Raw genomic sequence first — 20,001 nt, forward strand, 5'->3', positions numbered from 1 at the left:
AATGCATGCGTGAAAGGCATGTGAGTTAACCGTTTCTCCAACAGGCCATGGCGCTTGAAGTAGGACTCGAACCTACGACCGATCGGTTAACAGCCGATTGCTCTACCAACTGAGCTATTCAAGCAAAATAATGGAGCGGGTGATGGGAATCGAACCCACGTAGTCAGCTTGGAAGGCTGAAGTTCTACCATTGAACTACACCCGCTTGTTTCTCTTGAGTAGTCCCTCATCGACTACTGCCCTAATATAATAACATCTATTTTTAACTATTGCAAGCTTTTTTTGAAAAAAATTTAATTTTTTTTATTTTTCGTGATATTGCAACAAAAACTGCCTATTGGGCAGTTTCGTTGTCATCTACAATATTGTCGCTAGAATCAGCATTATTTTCACTATCATTGTTATTTTCATCACTACTATCTTCTTGATCATTTTTATCAAGATCTTGATTTTCATCTATATCTGGTTGTTGATTTTCTTTTTGATCTGGTGATTTTTCATCATTTTTTTGTTCTTCTTTTTCTTCATTTTTATTTTGCTGGTCAATTTGATCTTGCAGCTCATCAATTTGATTTTGTTGGTCTAGATAATATTGATATGCAAAATAACCACCAACACACGCACCAGCAATAATAATTAATATCAACAAAGATAAAATAAATGTCGAAAACTTAGAACGCCCTGCTTTTTCTTTTTTTACTTTGGTCTTTGTTTTATTGCGATGCTTAGTTTTCGTAACCTTCTTTGTTTTTTGTTTGCCCTGTTTATATTTAGGTGTTTCTTCTATTTCTTCTTCAGGTTCATTAAATTCATCAAAATCATCAAATTCATCATCAAACTCAAATCGTTTTGCCATTATCTTCACCTCAGTTTACTAATATTATACACCGATGTGAATTAAATATTAACTTTTATTAATTAATGATAAATATTCTTCTAAGCATACATCTAGTTCTTTTATCTTTCTGGCATGGTTTTTACCAACATAGCGATAATGCCAAGGTTCATAGCCAATTTTAGTGATATCACTTTTATCAGTAGGATAACGTAAAATAAAACCATATTTATAACTATTTGCCATCAGCCACTGCTGTTCTACCGTACTTTCCTGGCTAGGATCAAGTCGCTGATTATCTTTTGAAACAATATCTATTGCCAATCCTAATTGATGTTCACTAGTTCCTGGTCGAGCAACCCAAAAAGCCGCTTTATTTTCAGCTTCATCTTTTAAATAACCTTGATTTAAATACTCGTTCACTTTTTCTTGATAAAGCTGCATCTGTTTTTCATTACTGCGATAGCTTGAACAGATCAATAATTCTAATCCAGCACGTTTACCATCCTGTAACATAGCCATTAAATCATCATAAACCCGCTTATCAACCAATTGATTATTATTGATTGCAATTAAATTCACTTGCCAATTTTCCGGAACTTCGTTTTCATAATTGACTAACGTTAATAATTCATCATCAATAACTTTATTATTTTCTTTTTCACTAATTTTCTTTTCATCAATTCTATCTTCGCTAACTTCACCTTGCATCTGGATCAATAACCATAAATTAATCAATAAACAAAAAACAACTATTAATAATCCAAATCGTTTCATTTTTACTACTCCTTTACATCTTTATTTATTTCAGTATATAAATAGGATGTATAGAAACACCATCAAATAATCATCATAGTTGTTTCAATTTATTCATGATCCAAAACATTAACCAAACTCTTACTACCAATCATATCCATAAAATAAACCTGAGTCTCTGTTTTACTTAAACCAAGATATTTAGTACCAAAAATATAAATCTCACTTTCTTTTTTCTCTTTATATTTAACGCTATAATAATCATATTGATAAATCTTATGAGTATTAACATCCAGTTCAACGTTAAATCCGCCACTTTCACTAGTAAAATTAACCTGATAGACACTTACGCTTTTAAACGCATTATCAACGTCACTATAACGTTTTAAAAGATAATTATAACAAAGATAACTATCATCAAGCTTTAATTCCGTCAATATTCCTAAACCGTTTAAAATAACTAACTGATCATTGATTATTTTTTTGATCTTGGCCACATTTTCATCATTCATATCTTGCAGCTGACTAGTTGTAATGATATTTTTCTCTTTATTCGTGTAGCTTTTTATTATTTCTAATTTTTCACCGACTGATAATTGATTGCTTTTTATTTCTTGATTATCATTTTTTATTGTTTCAACATACAAATGCCCAATTAACCGTTCATCTTGAAGCTTAGCTGATATAAGCGGAAGTAAAGGAATAATGCTTAATAAACAAATTGTAATTATATATTTAATAATATTTCTTTTCATCATTTTGTCCTTCTTTCAATTCTACAATTACTGTCGTTCCTTGATTTAAAGCGCTTTTAAAATTAATTGACCCATGATGCAAATCAATGATCTGTTGACAAAGCGCCAAACCCAATCCCGCACTGCCAACGCTACGAGAACGTGATTTATCAACCATATAAAATGCCTCTTTGATTTTACTTAATTCCGTACTTTCCATACCACAGCCATTATCTTGAACAATGATTTGATACCCACCAGGGATTATTTTACCAATTAAATTGATTTTTCCCTTTTTACCAACTGCTTTATAAGCATTATCAAGCAAATTTAAACATACCGTTTTCATTAAATCCGGTTCTAGATACAATTTCTTATTATCTGCCTGGACAATAAACTCAATTTCCTTTTTAGCCATTAATAAACTAACTGTCTTTTCAATTCCGGCAAAAAAGCTTAGCGCATCAACAAAATACATCTTAAAATCCTGTTTTTTCAACACCGTCAATTCCAACAATTTCATCGCCATCGTTTCTAGTCGCTTTCCTTCTTCAACAATTAAACTGGCATAATCAATTATCTCTTCTTCGCCTAACCGTCTGGTACGCAACATATCACCATAACCAATAATCGATGTCAACGGAGTCTTCAATTCATGAGCAAAATTACCAACAAAAATTTCCTGACGCTCTAAAGCTTCATGTAATTCATTCATCGTAATTTGTAAGCGATTGACCATAGTATTAAAATCTTTGGTCAACTGTCCAATTTCATCTTCACCCCCAGCAATAACTGGAACTGTCAAATCACCACTAGCTACTTTTTGTGTGGCCTGTGATAATTTTTTGATTGGGCTAACTAGCCATCTGGTAACAATAAAAATCACCATGCCACTAACTAATGATAAAATAATTGTGTTATATAATAAGGTTTTATACTGATTTTCACAATTAATAAATAGTTCTGATATATCTTTTTGATTTTCAAAATATAGCTTAACTTCACTTAATGAAAAACTGCGAATTGAATGCAACATATATTTGTTATTTTCTTTTTCAACAACATAACCACGATTGTTTTGACCTATTTTATCTAACCAGTTAATATCAGCATTAAAATCAGTATTTTGATAGATCACATCACTATTTTCCATTCGTATACAAAACAAAATATTGCCATTAAGAGTTTCAAAAGTCATATTGGAAACCACATTTTTCAACAGTTCATTATAAAAAGTCACATCACTAGTGGGAATACCTTGTAAATACGGTGATAATTCTAATGTAATTGAATTTACTAAAATATCATTTTCTTGATAAATACTGGCGATTTCGCGTTTTAACGAATTATCAAAACCTGTTTGAATCAACAAATATCCGCCAACACTAAAACCAGTAATTGTTATTGCCATAATACTAAAATACAGTTTCCAAAAAAAGCTCATTAGTCTACCTCCAGGCGATAGCCAACTTTATAAACAGAAACAATTTTATCCTCTAAGCCTAATTTTTTACGCATTCGCTGTACATGAAGATCGACCGTTCGACTATCCCCTAAATAGTAATCACCCCAAACCGTTTCATAAATTCGTTCTCGAAAAAGAGCAATATTTTTATGTTTAATAAATAATAATAACAGCTCATATTCTTTTTTCGTTAAATTAACTACTTGTCCATTTTTCTTTACCACTCTTGATAAAGTATCAACACTAATATCATAAACCGTTAATATTGGATTTATTTTATGAAACCGTCGTAAAACCGTTTCTACCCGGGCAAGTAATTCAATTATTTCAAACGGTTTAACGATATAATCTTCCGCTCCAAGCTTTAGTCCTTTGACTCGATCTTTAACATCACCTTTTGCCGTTAAAAAAATCACTGGAATTTCTAGAGGACGAATATATTCCATTAGCTCGTAACCATTAATTTCCGGTAACATAATATCTAATAAAATCAAATCAAACTGTTCCTGTTCAATTAATTCAATTACTTTTTTCCCATTATCTACACACTTACAGGCAAATCCTGCTTCAACTAAATTGATATAAATTAATCTGGCAATCTTTTGTTCATCTTCAACAATCAAAATTTTATTCATCCAACTCACCTCAATTCTATCTTACCTTAAAATTGCATCATATTTGTATCTTAAAATAAAAAAACAAACTAGTTTTACCTAGCTTGTTACATCTTTAAGACTTTTTTCATGTGTTCAATTGGCATATCCTTGCCAGTCCATAATTTAAATGAAGCAGCTCCCTGGAATAAAACCATCGCCATTCCATTTAAATACTTACAACCAGCTTCTTTAGCCAATTTTAATAAAGCCGTTTCTTCAGGAACATAAATAATATCCATAACAATCACATCTTTTGGTAAATACGTAGCATCAGGAATATATGTTTTCCCTTCTAACGGTTTCATCCCCACACCTGTTGCATTGACAAAAATCTGACTGCTAGCTATTTCTGCTTTTAATTTAGCTAGATCCGCCATATCATATAAAGTCACTTGACAATCGGTTTTTTGATTGATCATTTCAATTTTAGCTTTAGCATTATCCCAAAATTTATCTTTAATATTAAATACCGAGATTTCTTTAACGCCATCCAAAGCCGCCTGAACGATAATAGCAGTAGCTGCCCCACCAGCTCCACCAATAGTCATTTTCTTGCCAATGATATCGATATCATTATCCTTTAATGCCTGCATAAAACCAGTTCCATCAGTAATATGCCCAACTAATTTACCATCTTCATTAACAATCGTATTAACAGCACCGCATAATTTAGCTGCCGGTGATAAATCATCTAAATATTTACCAACAACTATTTTATTTGGCATAGAAACATTAGCCCCAGCCATCTTTAAGGCCCGCATTCCTTTAATTGCATCTTCTAAACTATCATTATCAACATCAAATCCTAAATAAGCATAATCTAATCCCAATTTAGCGAATGCTTCATTATGCATCATTGGTGAAGTTGAATGATGAACCGGATGTGCCAACAATCCGACTAACTTAGTATGTCCAGTAATTCTTTCTGCCATTTTCTACCTCCTAATTTTCTTTAGTATACAACAAAATTACGATCATACTCAATAAAAATATTTTTGGATATAAATAAACGACTCTATTTAGAGCCGTTTATTAAATACTTATTTTTCCATTTCTTTTTTTACAATCTTTTGACTAGTTAAATAAGCAATTACCATGATCAAAAAAGAAATATCAAAAGGACTTCTTAAAGTTAATATAATTACAAATATCGATACTGCAACACCGATTAATTGAATCGAAAACGCCTGAATTTTTAATTGATAGCGTTTAATAATTTGATATTGATTAATAAACTGATGTAACGTGATATAAAAAGCAAATACTGCAACTAGAAAATCAATCGAAAAATTAATTAAATAATGATCGGTTAAAAACTCTTTAATAAACATCAAAACAATATAACCACACATCGTGATCCATAATCCTGATATCGTATATCTTTGCATATCATTATTTTTCATTTCTTTGATTTTAGTTTTAAAATTCAGTTTCTTTTCTATCTGAGCAACAAAAGCTTTGATCGATAAATTTGTAAACTTACTACTATTATTTGTTTTATCCTGATGTTCAAGTAGTTGCTTTAAGATTTCCGCTAAAATAATATTAGCTTTTAAACTTTGTGAGTTATGGCGAAAAACATACGCTTCTACTTCATGGTAAAAAGCGAAATATTGTTCATTTAAAGACTTGATCAAAGCCATATTTTCACTAGTTAAGTCATATTTTTTTGTTTGTTTTTTCATTATTCAACCTTCAAAATATCATGACTAACTTCACTAATATGTCCATTAAAGAATGTTTTCATTAACTCTACCATATAATAGGTATCTTTAACTCCAGCTGTTTCATAAGTCGAATGCATTGCCAGCTGCGGTAAACCAATATCAACACTATTCATTGATACTTGAGACATCGCAATATTTCCAAGTGTACTGCCACCTAATTCATCAGAACGGTTAGCATAGAATTGTAAAGGTACATTAGCTTTTTGACATAGTTCTTTCAATATTGCAATACTTACACCATCACTAGTATATTTTTGACCAGCATGTGATTTTACAACGATTCCTTCGTTCATATAAACACAATTGGCAACATCGGTTTTTCCTGGATGATTAGGATGTACTGCATGAGCATTATCAGCACTTAACATAAAGCTGTTAGCTAAAGCACGATAATAATCTTCCTCATTTTTTGATAAAGCACCATTGATCCGTTTTAATACATCATATAAGAAAGTAGATCCCGCTCCTTGTTTTGACTGCGAACCTACTTCTTCATTATCAAAACAAGCTAAAACATTGATTGATTCATCATTATAACCTTCTAAGAAACCTTTTAATGACGTAAAGCCACATTGAAGATCATCCAAATGAGCTGATGAAATAAATTCTTCATTAGCACCCCAAATTGATGGTGCTGTACGGTTATATAAATATAGATCACTGCCATAAATATCCGTTTCACTAACTTTTAATTCTTTAGCAATTAACTTTTTAAAATCTCCCGGTTTGGTTTCACTGCCACCAAATAATGGTAACATATCAATTTGTTTATTATAGCTATAACCTTCGTTTACAGCACGATTCATGTGAATCGCTAAATTAGGAATCAAAATAAGATCACGATCAATATTTAATAACTTCGTTACCATTTGATTTCCTTCTTTAACTAAAACTCTTCCGGCAATTGATAAAGGTTTATCAAACCAGGTTGCACATAACATCCCGCCATAACCTTCAGTATTTAATTGCGTATATTTTCCTTTTACTTCAATTTCCGCATTTTCTTTAATTTTAAAAGTTGGATAATCACTATGTGAAGCGGCAACATTAAATCCATAATCATCTAATTTAGTTCCAACATGAAAAGCAATGATACTAGAATTATTTCTCGTAACAAAATATTTACCCCCAGGAACAATTTCCCAGCGTTTGCTTTCTAATATTTCACTATAGCCATGATCCAATAGTTCTTTACGAATATTTTCAACCGCATGAAAAGCAGTTGGACTTTTTTTCAAAAACTCTAATAATTCTTGAGAAACTTCTTTATACACGTAAAATACCTCCTTTTTTACTTGAATATTATAACATAAATTAGTTCAATTTCATAACATTATATAAGATGATATTACGCTGATTTTTGAACTATTCAGTTATATAAGATTATATAAAATTACATTCTACTAGTAACAAGTTAGTAACAGTTAGAAATATCAGTTGCACCAATGATTTCATTTTTAGAATTCCCAAAAACAACACGGTTTTGTTTTACTTGAATGACTTTAAAAGATAATTTATAAACCCATGATGCATACTTTGTTTTAGTATTTAAATCCTTCGCACCGTTTTTAATTCTAACGCTTTGACCTTCTTTAATTGAAGATTTATCTTCGTTATTAATCTTGTCTTGTACTTCCTGGTAGCGTGAACCTAAAACAGTTTTTCTAATTGGGTTATTTCCATATTTACCAGCTTTTACTTCATTAACAAGTGTATCAATACTAGCATTAGCAATATGATTGATTATACTTTGAACTTCATCATAACGTGTTCCTAATGCTGCTTTTCTGGCTTCACCATCACCGTATTTTTTCTGCATGACACCAGCAACTAAATCTAAAGTAGAACCAGAAGGTGTATTTACTGGTGTTTGTGTTGAAGTTTCACCAAATCCATTAAGTTTTGCATTTTTAATTGTTGTTTCATAATCATGATATGAAATATTTCTATCAAATCTCTTACCATTTAATGAATAATTTGATGTGAACTGATGCAATTTATAGGCATTTGATTTATCTGATTGTAATGTTCCATTATTTGTTCCCCAGTTGGCTACCCATTTGTCATAAGCACTTGAAACAGTTTTTAACTGATTATTAAACCAGCTTTCACTTGCATAGATACCAACATAATAATCCTTGCTTTCAATATATTCACAAAAAACATTACAAATAGATGCCAAGGTAGAATTTGATGGCATACCATTTTTCTTTTTATATCCGTCCGCGTCCTCCATATCAATAAAAACTGGATATTCAAATGTTTTCCCTTTGATGATTTCTAACATATTTTTAGCTTCTGTTTTTGCATGATCAGCATTTAAAGCGTAACTATACCAGTAAGCACCAACTTTTAAACCAGCACTTTTAGCAGCAGCATAATATTCATCAAATTTAGGGTCTTTAGTTCCGCTAACACCATATCCAGCCCTCAAAATAACAAATGTGTTTCCATTGTTTTTGATTGCATTAAAATCTAATGAACCGTTGTGTTTACTTAAATCTAATCCATATTCTTTCATTTTTGTATCTTCCTTTCTTATTTGATTGGTAATCTATGAATTTCTTCATTCATTCCCTTAACCATACCATTACCGCCTAAACCTTCATAAGCACTGTACATTTCAACCCAGTTATCAAGTGCATATGATGGAATTGATTTTTCCATCATGTAACGGTCATGATATTCAATTAATTTAACCCTTAGCAAACATTTAGTACCTTCACAGTTTGCATCACGTGATTTTTTCTGTTCTTTTAGAATCCATACGATATAGCCTAAAATAATAGGAAGGGAAATCGTATATGTTGTCATTAATAATTCTTTCATATAGTCACCCTTCCTAATTTTCTTTTGTATCTGTTAATTTATCTAATTTAATTTTTGTATATTCTTTGATTTCATCAAATGTTGACTGAACAATTTCAGCAATCATTGATTTTGTAATAATCTTATTAAATGGTGATGGAATCAATTTATATAATTCATTTACCACCCATTCAAAACGTTGACCGCCTTGTTTTGTTCCGTCAGCATATATTTCTTCTGCATCTTTGATAAAAACAATGGCTTTAGCTGAAATTTCAGTGATTTTCTTTTGTAAATTTACATTGCACTTGAAATAAATAGCTAATCCACCAAAAATAATCATTAAAACTGTTTTTATAATTTCAATCATATCCATTTTTATTTGCTCCTTTCTAAAAATAAAAAAGGCTTAAAAATAAGCCCTTTTTATTCTGCTAATTCTGGTACTTCCAAATCAATTAGCACTTCTTTCACCTGTTCTTTGATTTTGTCTGGAACTTGATCAAATGTTTTCTTTCCCTTGACAATCAAAGTTGCATAGATTACAGCCATTTCTTTCACCCCTTTCATGTGAAGTAGAATATATAGTAAAATTCTAATTATCATTAGAATCACTATCCAATAGTTCTTGAACCTGTTCCTTTAATTTCTCTGGAACATCATCAATTGTCTTTAAACCTTTGATGATCAATTCATAATAAACCTTTGCCATAGTTTATACCCCCATACTTTCATAGATCTCAACTAATGCTAATTGAACATCTGTAATCTGCTGATTTTGATTTTCAGTAATGTATTTGATATATTCATCTTTATCATACTGAATCATATCATATTCATAACCATTAAATTCATGTTCATCAATTGTTTCACATATAGGTTCTATATTTGTATGAACCCAAACACTTTTTTCATCAATTAATATATTTTCTGGTTTTTCTGTACTTCTTACTTTTCCATGATTGATCATGTCAAATTTCCACCTTTCTTTATATAAAATTTATAATATGAATCAACGTATTTTTCTAAAGGTTTCATGTATTTCTCAATAAGCCTGTATGAATTACAGTGTTTCAAAATACCTTTATAGGAATTGAATGAGCAGTAATCAGAATAGCTTATAATTTCACCACGTAACCGCTTTTTATTAATTTCATTCATTTTCCTTTTGAAATTAATACAAGTTGATTTTCTTAATAACACATAATCCAAAAAGATACGATAACCAACAAAATCAACACCCCTAACATAAGTTGGAAAGACTTGATAATTATCTTTCATTTCCAGTTTTAATTTAGATTGCATAAATGAAGTCATTTCAATTCTTAAATTATGAAGTTCTTCTTTTGAACTTCCAAAAATGACTATATCGTCCATATATCTAAATAAATGCTTAATGTGTTTCTGTTCTTTTAACCAGTGATCTAACGGTGATAAATACAAATTACCGCTATACTGTGATAAATAATTACCAATAGGTATACCAGTATCACCATCAGTTGAATCAATGATTTCATATATCAAGTCTAGAAGTTCTTTGTCCTTGAACAATCTGGCATAAATACTTTTTAGAATATCATGATTAATAGATGGGTAATACTTTTTGGCATCTATTTTTAAACAGTATTGACAACCATAAGTATCAGTTTTGATTGCATTAATTACATCATATAGACATTTATGTGTTCCTCTTCCTGGAATTGCTGAATAAGTGTTGGTTGTAAAATATTTTATTAACATTGGTTCTATCACTTGAAGGATAGCCCATTGACATACTCGATCAGGGAAATATGGTAATTTATAAATTAGTCTTTCCTTACCATTTTCTTTTTTGATGAAAGTTTCATATTCAGAAGTTTTATAGGTATGATTGATTAAACTGTCCTGTAATATTTTTAAATAGTAATCTGGGTTGGTATCAATCATCTTAACTTCTTTATACCATGTCTTGTTTTTCCTAGCGTTTTTATGTGCTAATCTTAAATTATCCATAGAATATATCTGTTCATAAAGATAGCCTACACGTTTCACAATATACCCCTTTTCTTTGTATGCACATATGAAGTCAAATCTTCGAGAAATTGAAAATAAACTTTCAAAAACCTACCAATACAACTTACTTGATTTTTCTATTTTACCAAGCGGTAGGGTGCAATAATTTTTACTCATTTATTTTTAACTGCATGTTCCAAGCGACTGCTGAGATTACGATTACGATTAGAAGCGGTATTATTCAAATTCAAATAGAAGCTCCTAGCTTTAACACTGTTATTCCAGTTGCTACCTAATAGGGCAAAAAATCTTTTTTTTTCTTCACCATGTGCAAAGCTATATAACAACAATCGCACTATTGCACCCATGTTATATATTTAATTTTATTTAAGATTAATTTTGCGGTACATACACCAAGCGACCGCCGAGAAAACGACTACGATGAGAAGCGGCATGATACAAATGCAAATAGAAGCCCCCAGCCGTAACACCGCTATTCCAGCAGCCACCCAATAGGGCAGCCAACATACCGTTATAACTTGCGTTTCTGTAATAATAGTCACCAACCGGTACACTAGAATTTCCTAAAGCTTCTGTTGGTACAAATAACCAATCAAAATTTTCATCATATCCAAAAGCACTTGTATAACCTTCTGTTAAACATGCTTGAAAATTAACTTTTTCATAAGATGAGTTCTTACTACCATCAGCAAAATTATAATTTGCAATATAAATATCATGAACTTGTGGTTCACTTGTACTGTTTTTATCAACGTTCATACCGTCAATCCAAGTCCAAATATTACCAAAGAAGTTTTCTTCACCTCTGTAAGTTACAACATTAAATTCATTGCTGTTTGTTACTGAACCACTTCCATTACCAAGATTTGTTGTAGCACCAGTTATTTCTGTCATGCTTGTACTTCCATCATCAGTTTTAGTAGTTACACCATTGCCAAGTTTGGATTGCATATTGAAAGATGCATACTCAATTAAAAATAGTAACTGTGTTGCTGAAACTGTTGATGCGTATGAAATTTCCCAACCGTCACCACGATTATGTGCAAGTGATCTAATATTAGTTCTATTCAAATTTTGTGTTAGTCCACTTGCTGGTTTTGCATTTGCAATACTTGAAAGTAAATCATTTGAGAAATCAGCTACCTGTTCATCATTTAAAATATATGCATTTGCTGAATCATCATATAATGACCCTTCATATGCACTTAAATAGATGTTTTCTAATTCTCTGCCATTTACTTCAAAAGCTGGGTGTAATTTAAAGCCTTCTTTTGGTGTAGATGAGATATAATATCTTGCCTTTCTCATATGAAAACCATAACCAGTAGTAATAGGTTCTAATTTCAAAGGAACTACTTTATAGTAAAATTTTGGCTGTTCCACCATAACTTGTACTTTTGTTCCAACTGCATAAGTACCAGCATATTTACCACTTTCTATTGTAATAGCACTGGTTAATTTTCCAGTTTCTGTATATCCGCTATCACCATAATAAGCTACCACTTTACCATCATCAGTAACGTTACATCTTCTTCTGTTCCATGGTGCAATATCATCAAAATCTTCACCAGCTACTAAATTTTCTGCACCTGCTAATCTGGTAAAAACTTTATTTGTAAAATCAACTTCTACACCATAAATATCTTCATCACTGAAACCAATATAACTTTGTAGTGTGGTAATTTGATTTTGTAAATTTTGAATGTCATTAACCGTTGCTACTGCTCCAGTTGATACAGTTAATGAAACATTTGATGAGTTACCAACCGTTACAGTTAGATTGAACATACAGCTTGAAATACCTAAACCATTGTATGGTGGTAACCAACCAGCTACATTAGCAGTCATAACTGCATATAATATTTCACCGTCATTTGGGTCTTGTGCATAAATACCAACGGTTTTAATATAATATCCAGTTTCTAAATTTTTATTGTCAATTGCTGCTTCAATTTTTACTGCTACATCATTTTGTCTTGTAATTTTACTGATACTTTGATTTTGTTTAATATTGGATAATGATGTTAAATTTTCTAACTGGCTGTCTTGATATTCAGTTGTGCTTGTAGCAATTTTTGTAAATTTAACATTACCAGTTCCAGCCAACATTTTAGCCATCAAAGCCTGTCCTTTTTTTGTAATTACAATGCTATTAAATTGTGACATTTATATTTCCTACCTTTCTGTTTTTTCAATAAAATTAGTAATACCAATAAATTCATTTTCCATTTCTATATTGATATTTTCTTTTATATCATCACTGTTATTAATTGTTTCTATACTGTTATTTGAAGTTAATACATATAAGTTACTATTGTTTGTAATATTATGTTTGATGCTATCATCTGCATTGATAACTTCTGTTTCAACATATCCACCTTTAACAACAGCTTGACAGTTTACATTGAATGAATATTTATGATCATCACTGTTATTCACTACATCAATACATGAGTAGCTACATTTTATTTCAGCACTGCCACAAATATCAAAATTCATCTTATTTTCACTTTTTATAACGATATTGCATGGTATCATTGTTTTGATCAGTTCTTCAACTTGATTGACTTGACCATAACCATATAAAAAAGTGACTATTTTTAATAAATAATCACTAAAATGTTCTTCTGTTATATAATTTTTTTCACCGCATATAATATCTAAATTTTTTAAAAAATTAGTATAGGTATATGCTATGTTATCATTCCATTTTAATAACAGTTTTGCCCTTCTAACGTCCAGACTGTCATTATTAGATGCTACAATACCAAGCATCTTTTCAAACCTCTTTAAGCCTTGACTATTTGCAGTTAGAATAAACTGATTATCATTAATGATGCCTATTTCATTGAGTGCTTCTTGAAAAACAACATTTTCAGCTTCACATATCAGTTTCAATTGAAGATATTTCTGTAAGAACTCTGGTAAATATTCAATGATATTAATTTTTCTAGCCATCTACAATAGAATTGAAAATTGGAATTTCATATTCATCTAATTCTAAATTGCTATATTTACCGTTAATTCTTGTATTTGCAATATCAATAATACCTTCAATGTTTAGTAATCTTGTTTCTATCTGTGAGATACGAACTATTAAATTTGTTGAATTTGCCCATGTTTTTCTTAAAGACAGCATATAATCATTTAATGTTGTTTCTATCTGTTCTTTAACTCTTTCAAATGTATATGACGGGTCGAATGTAAATGTTGATGTGATATTGATTAGAACTTCATCAACGGTCTTAACAGTTACTACATGTCCAATTGGTGCTAATCCTTGACCAGTACCATATGGAACTGGATCAATGGTATCTTTAACCAGTTGTACTAATGTTTGTGTAGCTTTTCTGTAAGTTGAATCAATAATAACTAGAAGAACTGTACCGCCACCATTCCATACTGGTTCAACTTTTGTATTTCCAACACCCTGTATACCATTTGTTTTTTCAAGATAATCTTTGATATTCCCGCCAAAAGCACGAGTATCAAAACTGGCAAAATATCTTTGTCTTAATACTTCTGTATCTTCTTCATCTTCACCTGGAATTAATAATTCCGTTAAAGTACATGTTTCTAAACCGTCTATATACTCAATAGGTATCATTGTACCAAAATAAGAATTGCCTACTGTACCAGCAGTTTCACACTGCAATTTAAATATACACTCACTGATTTTTTCAGTGACGGTATAATTTAGATCATTTAATGAGAAACGTGAACCAATTGGAACATTTATATTAAATTCACCTTTTAGAATGGCATGGGTGGCTTCTTCTGGTGTTAAACCTCTTTCCGCACATCTTAATATTAAATAATCTCTTGAAGCAGTATCAGCAAAAGTATCATTTAATAAAGCGTTCATTTCCATAAATAAATTCTGAAACTCAATAGATGCTGGTGCTACACCATCATAAATAACAGAACCCTCTCTTGTATCAATGGAATTGTTTTTATCTCTCACATATTCAATCATTCTGTTTAATATGTTTTCAAAACTGTAATTTTCATACGCCATGTTAATACTCCACCCCCTTTGATATTGTTGTATACCCATAAACAGTATAAACAGTAAAGCTAACATGAACTTTGTTATCTTCGATAGTAAAATCAAAATTATTTATTTCTTTTATTCTTTCATCTTGATATAAAGCTTCTTCTATTCTTCTTTGAAGTTCAGCACATACCCATTCAGCATCTTCACCAATGAGATCAATAAGTTCTATACCATAGTTATCACTGTAAATAGGGTATGCATAACGTTCTGTATTCAATATTTTATAGATTGCCTGTATCATTGCATCTTGTTCATCAGTTTTGCCATTTATAATTTGTAATGGAATAATCATTTTATAAGTTTCAGTGTTCTGTTCTTCTTCAATTTCAAAATCACTTTCGCTTAGATCAATATATTGATTTGGTAACATCATTACACCACCCTATCTAAAACTAAAAATTTTTGACCTTTGTTATATCTTATCAATATAACCTTTTCACCTTTTTTCAATCCATAATGAACTGTTACAGTTGTTCTACCTTTAATATCATGACTATGAGTTAAATCAATTTTAGTTTCACTAATAGAAGTAGAAGATGTATTTGTCACTTCATTTTCTATTACTGTACCTGGCTGTTCTGGGTTTAATTTAGATGTAACACTTATACCGCCACTTGACTGTGCATTGTGTTTATGATCTGCATCTAATGTTTTTGATTTGGTACTGAAATCAAAAGTCATATCTACATTATGATCTCTTACATTGTTTGTAAGAATTAGAAAATTTTCATCTAATGTAAGTTTCTGGTCAATAGTGATTTTCAATGGTGATACACTTGTAACCTCACCAAAAAGAACCGCAGTAGGTTTACTTTCTTCAACAACTGCTAATGCTATTTTTTTAATCACTTCGTGCATATCAGCCATTGAAAACACCGCCTTTCAGTTCCAAATCCATAAGATGTGAATTATTGGTAAAAGTATGTTTTGCTTTTTCTACTATCATAAAACTATCTATTTTTATATCCATCAAGGTTAGTCTTACAATTACACTTGAGCCACCTCTAACACGAACATCACCTAAAACATTCTTGATTTTTAAACTCTTTATTTTTTTGTTATACAAAGAAAGTAAGGCATTTGCCTTACTCTTTCCATTTGTATTTTCATCTATCGTTTCATAATATTGAAGTAAACCCCATTCATTAATATGATTGCTATCTTTAGATATATAAACTTCTCTTTTACCAGTTTTTTCATTATCATATGTTAATTTAATCTGGTTATAAACTTCACCATCAATACTTGATTTATAATCATAATCTTCACTTGTTTCTTCATCAATAAGTAATGGTATTCTCATATTCTGAATATGATCAAGTGTTAATTTTCCAAAATCATCATATAAAACAAACAGTTCACCAGTATTTTGAAGTGTTATATCCAAAGCGTTCTGAAACATATCAAATAAGGTTTTATTTTCTTCAACTCTGTTTGAAATCGTCCATGACGTTTCAATTAAATTACCGCATCTTAAACCAAAATCATCAGCAACCATTTTTATAAATCCTTTAGCAGTTTTATTAGTATAAACATAAGTATCTTTATTTTTCAAGTATCTTAACTGATCATAACAAGTTATTGATACTTCTTTAGATTTATCAGTTCCTTTTTCAAACATAAAACCAAAAAATACATTTTTATCATCATATTTGAATCTTACTGCATTACCTTCTTGTATATCAATATGACCATCATTTAAAATTTTAAAAGCTAATTTTCCAGGTACTCCCTTTCTTTCAGTAGTCCATTCAATAGTATCTTCTACAACTGGTAAGTATGCTTTTGTACCATTCTGTATAATTAATTCTACTGCCATATTAAACGACCTGAACCGCTGAAGCCAGTACCCAGCCTTGCCACCCGCCACTCATAGTTGTAACGTGGTATGGGTGAGAACCTTTGGTATTGATAAAATTTATCTTGCCTTTAAAATTGCTTCTGTATTGACCTCTGCCATTACCATAGCTATCTCTGAACAGATAACCGTTTAGAATAACTGTACAGCCTTTTGTGACCGCTTTTTTAGCGGCTGAACTGCTGGAAGTTTTGTTAGTAGTAGTGGTAGTTGTTTTAGGTCTTTCAGTAGTCACCTTAATAATTGGTTTAGGTTTGTATGGATCAAGTTTTATATCAACCGTTTTTGTACCATAATCACGATACTGTTTTAAGTTTATGCTTACTTTTATACAGTCACCTTCCGTTGCATCTTCTGTAATTGTATAATCTTCTAAAGATACCTTCATATTGGTACTGAAAAGCAGTTTATTTTCAAATCTTCTTGTTATGATGAACTGAAACGGTTCTTTTGATGTCTTTAGTTTTTCAATTTTTTCCAGGAAATAACCAGCGGTCTGGAAATCCCCCTGATAAACTGCAAAAGGATAATCATTAATAAGCGGTAATAATGCATCAAAGGTAATTTCAGTTAGACCAGCATTTTTTAAAATGTTTATTTCCCCTTCATTGATCAGAACAAGTGTTTTGTTCTGATTTTTTATTGTGGTTTCAACTTTAGAAGGGGTAATAGGTAATAAAATCTTATCTAAATAAAACTTATACATGTTATACCCCCTCCGCAGCAATATTCATTTTTTCTTCAAGTTGACTTGCCATATAATCAATAACACCATCTAAATCAGTATCTTTACTGATGTTATTGTTATTTGTTATTTCTAGTTTGATTTCAGCAGTAGTAAAACGGTTTATCGCTTCCTGTTCCGCCAAATCTCTTAAATATTTCAATTCATCATCTGTAATATCCATACTGTCAGCAATCTTTTCAGTATTATCAGCAATCTTGCCTGTATTTGGGCTTGAAGATGAATTATCAATACCTTTAGTAATAGAATCAGTTAGATTATCTGTATTTGGTAATGAATCGGTTAATTCTTGTGTTGGGTCAAAATTTTTGATACTGTCCACAAGATTAGAACCCCATTCATAACCGTTGTTGTAGGCTTCACCAATATCTTTGAAATCAGCATAATAATCTGATGGGTCTGCTAATCCCTCTGGTGTGGTCCATTCTTCTGGTGTTAAAAAATCAAGTGTATAATCTCCTACATCTGGAAGGTCTGGCATCTGGAAACCATTATATTCAAAACGATCAAAACTAACTGTATCAGCAGTTTTATTCAGTATACCGTCCATTTCACTGATATAACTGTCTATACCGCTGGTATCAAATTTTAAGTCTACCTTGCCAATCTTCTTTACATTGTCAATATCAACACCAGGAATCAAGTTGATTGCATCTATAATCCAGTTGATTGCTTTAATCGCAGCGTTAGCACCGCTAACAAAAGCGTTCGCTATTGCTGATGCCGCACTTCCAGCGGCATTAGTTACTGATTTAAATGCAGTTGCCCCAGTCTTTCCAATATTTGCAAAAAACTGCTGAACTTTTAAAGTTGCTGAATTCCAGTTATTTACTATCCATTCAGCTACACTGATAGCTATATTTGCTACAAATTTCCATACATAATCGAAAATTGCACCTAGTCCAGCAACGATAACTGCAAATATTGAATATAGAGTGACGAATGCAGCAATAATTGTATTTATTACAAGTATCGCTATATTTGCTATTGATACCCATAGCCAGTTCCACAATGTACCTAAATTTGTAATTACAGCCAATCCAATATTATAGATACCGACAATCACGAACACTAAAAAATTATAGATCATAGCACCTATATTATAAATAATAGCCCCTAATGCAAAAACTGCACCAGCTATAATACCTGTTGCACTTAATGATGTACCGCATACTTCATTTATAACTGCAATCACTATATATAGGATAGCAACTAAAGCAATGAACCCAAGAACAACCCACGTAATAGGACAAGCCAACAATGCACTATTTAAGCCCCATTGTGCAGCGGTTTCAGCAGTAGTAGCACTTACAGCAGTACCAGTAGCAGCAGCATAAGCATATTGCCACATAACTGATATGGCACTTATAGCGTGACTTGCTAATTCAATACCATTTTTAATTGCTAAATAAGATGCATATAATCCCAAAGCAACTGCAGCAGCTATAATAACTGGTTCAATAACATTCCAGTGATCATATGCAAAACCAGCTACACTTGTTATTAAACCAAAGATAGTAGTAACTACATTAGCAACTATGATTAACGCATTGGTTACTCCATGAACTAATGCATTGAAACCCTCACTGTTTCCAATTTCTGTAAGTTTCTGTAACAGTGGTTCAAATGCTTTGACACCATAATTCTGTATGCTTGTCATGATCTGTCCAAATGTTTTTGGCATTGATTCAAACTGTGCATTGATTTCTTCAGTAGCCCCAAGCATTGCATTTTTGACTATATCAGCAGTGATTTCGCCTTCACTTGCCATTTCACGAATTTTACCAATAGGAACACCCATATAATCAGCTATGGTTTGAATAACGTTTGGTGCCTGTTCAAATACACTGTTTAATTCGTCACCTCTAAGAACACCAGAACCCAAGGCTTGTGTTAATTGAAGTGAAGCGGCTGCCATTTCTTCTTGACTTGCACCAGCAATGACAAACTGCTTTTGAAGATTTTCAGCAAACTGTAATATTTCACCATTACTGCTAAAAGCATCACTGGCATGTTGCCCCAATCCAGCAACAATATTTTGCATACTTAAATATTCACTTCTCGCTCTCTGGGCACTTACAAAAATCATATCCTGTAATTCCTGTGTTGTTTGAAGTCCTTTGTTCATTAAGTTTAATCTGGCACTTAACTGGTTCATTTCATCAGCTAAACCCAAACCATTTTGTATGGTTTTCATAGAAGCATAGACAGCTATTGCACTTCCTATTTTTCCTTTTAGACCGTCCATGAATGAAGAACCATCTTGAATGGACTGGTTAAACTGTTCCTGTGCATTGAAGTTATCACGTATGTTTCTTTCAGTGCTATCAATTAAATTATTTAATTG

24 protein-coding genes and 2 tRNA genes are annotated in these 20,001 nt (G+C 31.3%); all 26 read right to left on the minus strand.

Annotated features, from left to right (window positions below):
- Window positions 1–48: 48 nt before the first annotated feature.
- A tRNA-Asn gene (locus J7M77_RS02070) sits at window positions 49–124 on the minus strand.
- Between the two features lie 7 nt (window positions 125–131).
- Window positions 132–205: transfer RNA gene (locus tag J7M77_RS02075), tRNA-Gly, on the minus strand.
- Between the two features lie 129 nt (window positions 206–334).
- Window positions 335–856 (minus strand): hypothetical protein, encoded by a 522-nt coding sequence (locus tag J7M77_RS02080; protein WP_296875502.1) that lies wholly within the window; start codon window positions 854–856, stop codon window positions 335–337.
- A gap of 48 nt (window positions 857–904) precedes the next feature.
- Complete coding sequence (locus J7M77_RS02085; RefSeq protein ID WP_296875504.1) at window positions 905–1,612, minus strand: M15 family metallopeptidase; 708 nt, start codon at window positions 1,610–1,612, stop codon at window positions 905–907.
- An 89-nt stretch (window positions 1,613–1,701) separates the two neighbouring features.
- The gene (locus J7M77_RS02090; protein ID WP_296875506.1) at window positions 1,702–2,346 is read right to left on the minus strand and encodes a hypothetical protein; all 645 of its coding nucleotides are present in this window, start codon (window positions 2,344–2,346) and stop codon (window positions 1,702–1,704) included.
- Window positions 2,327–3,769 (minus strand): cell wall metabolism sensor histidine kinase WalK, encoded by a 1,443-nt coding sequence (locus J7M77_RS02095; RefSeq protein ID WP_296875508.1) that lies wholly within the window; start codon window positions 3,767–3,769, stop codon window positions 2,327–2,329. The genes J7M77_RS02090 and J7M77_RS02095 overlap by 20 nt, the downstream gene beginning before the upstream one ends.
- Entirely contained in the window at window positions 3,769–4,425 is a 657-nt protein-coding gene (locus J7M77_RS02100; RefSeq protein ID WP_296875510.1) for a response regulator transcription factor, read from the minus strand. Before J7M77_RS02100 ends, J7M77_RS02095 begins: the two co-directional genes overlap by 1 nt.
- 86 nt (window positions 4,426–4,511) lie before the next feature.
- The gene (locus tag J7M77_RS02105) at window positions 4,512–5,378 is read right to left on the minus strand and encodes a shikimate dehydrogenase (protein WP_296875512.1); all 867 of its coding nucleotides are present in this window, start codon (window positions 5,376–5,378) and stop codon (window positions 4,512–4,514) included.
- A 108-nt stretch (window positions 5,379–5,486) separates the two neighbouring features.
- A complete protein-coding gene (locus J7M77_RS02110) occupies window positions 5,487–6,131 on the minus strand; it encodes a hypothetical protein (protein ID WP_296875514.1) in 645 nt (214 codons plus the stop codon).
- Complete coding sequence (locus J7M77_RS02115) at window positions 6,131–7,447, minus strand: M18 family aminopeptidase (protein WP_296875516.1); 1,317 nt, start codon at window positions 7,445–7,447, stop codon at window positions 6,131–6,133. The genes J7M77_RS02110 and J7M77_RS02115 overlap by 1 nt, the downstream gene beginning before the upstream one ends.
- A gap of 140 nt (window positions 7,448–7,587) precedes the next feature.
- Complete coding sequence (locus J7M77_RS02120) at window positions 7,588–8,694, minus strand: GH25 family lysozyme (protein WP_087359204.1); 1,107 nt, start codon at window positions 8,692–8,694, stop codon at window positions 7,588–7,590.
- Between the two features lie 17 nt (window positions 8,695–8,711).
- Entirely contained in the window at window positions 8,712–9,002 is a 291-nt protein-coding gene (locus tag J7M77_RS02125) for a hypothetical protein (RefSeq protein ID WP_087359202.1), read from the minus strand.
- Between the two features lie 13 nt (window positions 9,003–9,015).
- Entirely contained in the window at window positions 9,016–9,357 is a 342-nt protein-coding gene (locus J7M77_RS02130) for a hypothetical protein (RefSeq protein WP_087359200.1), read from the minus strand.
- 50 nt (window positions 9,358–9,407) lie between these two features.
- Window positions 9,408–9,533, minus strand: a complete 126-nt coding sequence (locus tag J7M77_RS02135; protein ID WP_275086215.1) for a CD1375 family protein — start codon at window positions 9,531–9,533, stop codon at window positions 9,408–9,410.
- A gap of 43 nt (window positions 9,534–9,576) precedes the next feature.
- On the minus strand, window positions 9,577–9,693 hold the full coding sequence (locus J7M77_RS02140; protein ID WP_275086214.1) for a CD1375 family protein: 117 nt from the start codon (window positions 9,691–9,693) through the stop codon (window positions 9,577–9,579).
- Window positions 9,694–9,696: 3 nt separating this feature from the next.
- Window positions 9,697–9,951: a hypothetical protein gene (locus J7M77_RS02145; RefSeq protein ID WP_087359198.1), complete on the minus strand. Its 255-nt coding sequence runs from the start codon at window positions 9,949–9,951 to the stop codon at window positions 9,697–9,699.
- The gene (locus J7M77_RS02150) at window positions 9,948–11,012 is read right to left on the minus strand and encodes a reverse transcriptase domain-containing protein (RefSeq protein WP_087359196.1); all 1,065 of its coding nucleotides are present in this window, start codon (window positions 11,010–11,012) and stop codon (window positions 9,948–9,950) included. Before J7M77_RS02150 ends, J7M77_RS02145 begins: the two co-directional genes overlap by 4 nt.
- Before the next feature lie 134 nt (window positions 11,013–11,146).
- Window positions 11,147–11,329 (minus strand): hypothetical protein, encoded by a 183-nt coding sequence (locus J7M77_RS02155; protein ID WP_296875527.1) that lies wholly within the window; start codon window positions 11,327–11,329, stop codon window positions 11,147–11,149.
- Window positions 11,330–11,366: 37 nt separating this feature from the next.
- Entirely contained in the window at window positions 11,367–13,160 is a 1,794-nt protein-coding gene (locus J7M77_RS02160) for a phage tail protein (RefSeq protein WP_296875529.1), read from the minus strand.
- Window positions 13,161–13,169: 9 nt separating this feature from the next.
- Window positions 13,170–13,952, minus strand: a complete 783-nt coding sequence (locus J7M77_RS02165; RefSeq protein ID WP_296875532.1) for a putative phage tail protein — start codon at window positions 13,950–13,952, stop codon at window positions 13,170–13,172.
- Entirely contained in the window at window positions 13,945–15,012 is a 1,068-nt protein-coding gene (locus J7M77_RS02170; protein WP_296875534.1) for a baseplate J/gp47 family protein, read from the minus strand. The genes J7M77_RS02165 and J7M77_RS02170 overlap by 8 nt, the downstream gene beginning before the upstream one ends.
- Before the next feature lies 1 nt (window position 15,013).
- Window positions 15,014–15,421, minus strand: a complete 408-nt coding sequence (locus tag J7M77_RS02175) for a DUF2634 domain-containing protein (RefSeq protein ID WP_087359188.1) — start codon at window positions 15,419–15,421, stop codon at window positions 15,014–15,016.
- Window positions 15,422–15,423: 2 nt separating this feature from the next.
- Window positions 15,424–15,918, minus strand: coding sequence for a DUF2577 domain-containing protein (locus tag J7M77_RS02180; RefSeq protein WP_087359186.1), 495 nt, complete (start codon window positions 15,916–15,918; stop codon window positions 15,424–15,426).
- A complete protein-coding gene (locus J7M77_RS02185; protein ID WP_087359185.1) occupies window positions 15,911–16,870 on the minus strand; it encodes a hydrolase in 960 nt (319 codons plus the stop codon). The genes J7M77_RS02180 and J7M77_RS02185 overlap by 8 nt, the downstream gene beginning before the upstream one ends.
- 1 nt (window position 16,871) lies before the next feature.
- Entirely contained in the window at window positions 16,872–17,615 is a 744-nt protein-coding gene (locus J7M77_RS02190; RefSeq protein ID WP_296875537.1) for a hypothetical protein, read from the minus strand.
- 1 nt (window position 17,616) lies between these two features.
- On the minus strand, window positions 17,617–20,001 hold a 2,385-nt coding region (locus J7M77_RS02195; protein ID WP_296875538.1), incomplete at its 5' end, for a tape measure protein.

The organism is Thomasclavelia sp., assembly GCF_017889095.1.
Classification (GTDB): Bacteria; Bacillota_I; Bacilli_A; order Erysipelotrichales; family Coprobacillaceae; genus Thomasclavelia.